Genomic DNA, 3,348 nt, shown 5'->3' with positions numbered 1-3,348 from the left:
CGGCTCAACCTTTCTAAAGTGCAGTTCCCGTAGGTTCGTTACGTACATTATAACAAAATATTTAATATTTGAGAATAGTTTGTTTACTATATCAACCGCTCTATTTGAAAAAATGAACTTCCTTACGTTCTTTGCACTGAATATCCGCTTCGAACATACGGTTCCAGGGAAAATCGACACGGATGGTTTCATTTTTGGAAAAAGAAGGCAGATTTTTGCTGGCAAAACGTTCCATCATCTTCTGCGTTCGCTGGGAAACAGCTTCCCTCTTCGTATCCAGGCTGCCATAAACGCCATCTCCGCGAAGCCAGGACAACTGACGGGCAATCGTGTTCCGCACATTGGCCTGATAGGCCCAATCATCCAGATAGCGGGTAAGCAGCAATGCCTTTACATCCTCTTCTTTCATCCCGCTGGCCAGCATGCCGGCACCAATAGCAAAGCCCGTGCTATTCGTCGGCGTATTCCAGCTAGCATAGGCCTTTATCTTAAAGAGCAGCTTGCGATTCTTCAATTGCTCCATCAGCGCATTATCACTGCCATTAGCATAGGCAATATCAGCTACCCCGACCTTATAACCCTTCGCGACATATTCACCAATCAGCTCTGCAAAGTACTTCGTTCCTTCCCTTGCTTCGCCATCATTTGACCAGTCATTAGCCTCATAAGTATTTCCATTCGGGTTGGTATTGACCATCAAGACAAGATCTGCGCCCTCCGGTCTTTTAACCGGCTTTCCGCCTGCAGCAGTGATAGCCGAATCGATAGAAGCACTTATCCGTTCATCAGAATACGCAGGGATGGTTTCACCGCCTCGCCCCCAATTATACTTCGCATATACCAGCGGAACTTTTTTTTGCAAGGTATTGACGGCCCGTGCCAACAGCAGCATTCCGGCTTCATCAATACCAGCCATCGCCTGGAACTGATTTTTATCCAAATCCTTGCCAGCCTCAGCCAAATGACGGCTCTCTTTATGGGTCTGGGAATAAGGTGCATTGTCATCCCGCCCTAAAGCCAGATAGTCAAATACTTTTTTCCGGGTCAGCTTGATCAGTTCCTCATTCGCTGCAAAATTCTTCTCCCGTCGTCCCAGCCAGTCCTGAAGGTCTTTACGGGGAATCAATTCCTGCAAAAAAGCTTTTTCCTTTTGCTCACGATAGCTGAGGCGCTTCAGTTCCTCTTTGTCACTCAGTTCTGTATAACGGAATATATCCGCACCATAGCTACGATAGTATGCTGGCTCTTCACTGCCAGATGCCTCGCCGCTGCGTGGCGTACGCATGATGGAACTGAATACATACAACGGCAGTTTTTGGTTTTTCTGCCGGAACTCGCTGAATTTATGTACGCGTTCCAGCACCTCATCCTGATTATATTCATGTTTGCGGGACCCCACCAAACTGCCATATAACATGGAATCCGCAGAAATGACCGCGGCCTTTGCCTCGGGAGCATTGATTGTCAGCCAGTCCCATAACGCCCCTGGATAACCTAAGTTTTCCCGATTTCCCAAGAGATCATCCGGAGGAACTACTACCTCATAACCCAAGCGCTCCGCAACTTCCGCCGTCTGCTTGTCCGAAATAGGCCGATTGTCATGAGGGATATAAAGTATTTTTTCCACTTGCACTTTTTTATGACGGGCAAAACACTGTGGCATCACCCCGATGGTGACCATCAATACTATTACAAGCCACGTTATCCGCTTGTACAAAAAACCGCTCCTTTCGCGCAATATAATTGTCGTATCTCAATGCAATAATGCCTGCAGATCTTTTTTTACACGATCTGACAGGTTCAGTTTCGTCTGGAACATGATACCACCCTCTCTGGGGGTAGCTTTTTCAATTATGACAATATCCTGCAAACGTTGACCATGAAATGTATTCTTTCCCCACGCAGAATCAGCCAGCGCCTTACTGTAGTCAATGCGCACAGTATTGTGCCGGATTTCCATCGGCAGGTCTTCCGTCAGCTGGAAACTTCCCACCATACGCTGGGCCATCGCCAACGATATTCTGGAAAAAGCCCAGGACATCAATCCCTTATTCGGCAAATTGCGCTGCCGTACCTGATAAACCAGATAGGATTTATCTCCATCATGGACAAACTCCCGGATTTCGCCGGAAAGTTCTACCTGCCCAAACTTTACCGTATCAATGGCAATGGATAACTGCCCGTTATCCCGGGATTGCAATCTCAAAGCTCTTGCAGGACTGCCAGGCCTGATGTTCTTCGCAATGATATCATTCAAAACATCATCGGCTACAAAGAGATTACCCTGGCTTATTTCGGCCAGGGTTTCTTTGTCCCATGTATCTTTTATGACCTGCAGCACAGGCCCGTAATCAGCTACTTTCTCCTGCACCTTGGCCCAATCAATAGCCTGCCACCGCTCCTGTATATGCGCCGGCAAATCCATTACTTTGCCCCCTCTTTATCCTCGCCCTTATCTTCTCTGATGGTTTGCCAGAGATCCCGGGCACGCTTATACAAATGAACGTCACGATCCCTCAATCCCTGATCACCGATCAAGCGGGAAATATATTGCGTCGCCTTTTCATAATCATGCATGCGATAATAAATAGCACCCACCAGATACACCGCTGTATCGTCACTCATGCCATTCTGCGGATAGTGTTCCGTCATCAAAGACTTATCATATAGATCTGCTGCCCGCTGCAACATTTCCATTTCTTTTTCCTGCTCACCGGAATAGCGATAGATCCAAGCCAGTCCCAGATACATTCCTGCCCGCTTGGCTAAGGATTGATCTGTCATTTCCGCATAGAAAATTGCCAATTTGAAGGAAGCCACTGCATCCGGCACATCACGCTCCTCCACAAATTCCATAGCCAGCTTCTTCTTGGCCAGGAATTCCTGAATCTTACGTTTGTTCACTACAGGCATGGACCCTAAAAAGGTATTCTCATCAGCGGCATAACCGCAATGTTCACAGAACCAGATTTTGTACAGATAAGGATTGAACCCTTTGTAATGAACACAAAAATCCTCATCAGTGCGTTCAACATTGAGTTTGGATTTTGTCTTGACTACACGGGTAGATTCGCCACAGATTGGACACTTCTTCTCAACGGTAAAGGTAAACTCTCCCATGATTGTTTCCTCCTCATCCACCATCTCCTGCTTGCTTCTAGTATAGCATTTATTGAAACAAAAACAAAGTGAACTACTCCCGCCTATAGATGCGTGAGCTTCCTGATTCGTCGAGAACTGCGATATATTCCGAGGAATATATTCGCCTTACACACTCTCCACAGGCGTAACTTCCCGTAGTCCCTACGGTAGTTGTGTACTTGTCGGCCTTTTGACTTAGCACTGACC

Annotated in this window: 3 protein-coding genes; all 3 read right to left on the bottom strand. The window is 46.9% G+C overall.

Annotated features, from left to right (window positions below):
- Nucleotides 1–100: 100 nt before the first annotated feature.
- A complete protein-coding gene (locus BUB68_RS14780) occupies nucleotides 101–1,681 on the bottom strand; it encodes a DUF4127 family protein (RefSeq protein WP_073093052.1) in 1,581 nt (526 codons plus the stop codon).
- A 72-nt stretch (nucleotides 1,682–1,753) separates the two neighbouring features.
- A complete protein-coding gene (locus tag BUB68_RS14775) occupies nucleotides 1,754–2,425 on the bottom strand; it encodes a hypothetical protein (protein ID WP_073093050.1) in 672 nt (223 codons plus the stop codon).
- Nucleotides 2,425–3,120 (bottom strand): DUF2225 domain-containing protein, encoded by a 696-nt coding sequence (locus BUB68_RS14770; protein WP_073093047.1) that lies wholly within the window; start codon nucleotides 3,118–3,120, stop codon nucleotides 2,425–2,427. The genes BUB68_RS14775 and BUB68_RS14770 overlap by 1 nt, the downstream gene beginning before the upstream one ends.
- Nucleotides 3,121–3,348 lie beyond the last annotated feature (228 nt).

Source organism: Pseudoselenomonas ruminantium (assembly GCF_900142515.1).
GTDB lineage: Bacteria > Bacillota > Negativicutes > Selenomonadales > Selenomonadaceae > Selenomonas_A > Selenomonas_A ruminantium_D.
The sequence above is the reverse complement of the archived record's forward strand: the minus strand, read 5'-3'. Positions and strand labels throughout refer to the sequence as shown.

Coding starts and splice junctions, on each gene's coding strand:
- BUB68_RS14780 (WP_073093052.1), bottom strand. CDS start 1,681: ATGGTCACCATCGGGGTGATGCCACAGTGTTTTGCCCGTCATAAAAAA.
- BUB68_RS14770 (WP_073093047.1), bottom strand. CDS start 3,120: ATGGGAGAGTTTACCTTTACCGTTGAGAAGAAGTGTCCAATCTGTGGC.
- BUB68_RS14775 (WP_073093050.1), bottom strand. CDS start 2,425: ATGGATTTGCCGGCGCATATACAGGAGCGGTGGCAGGCTATTGATTGG.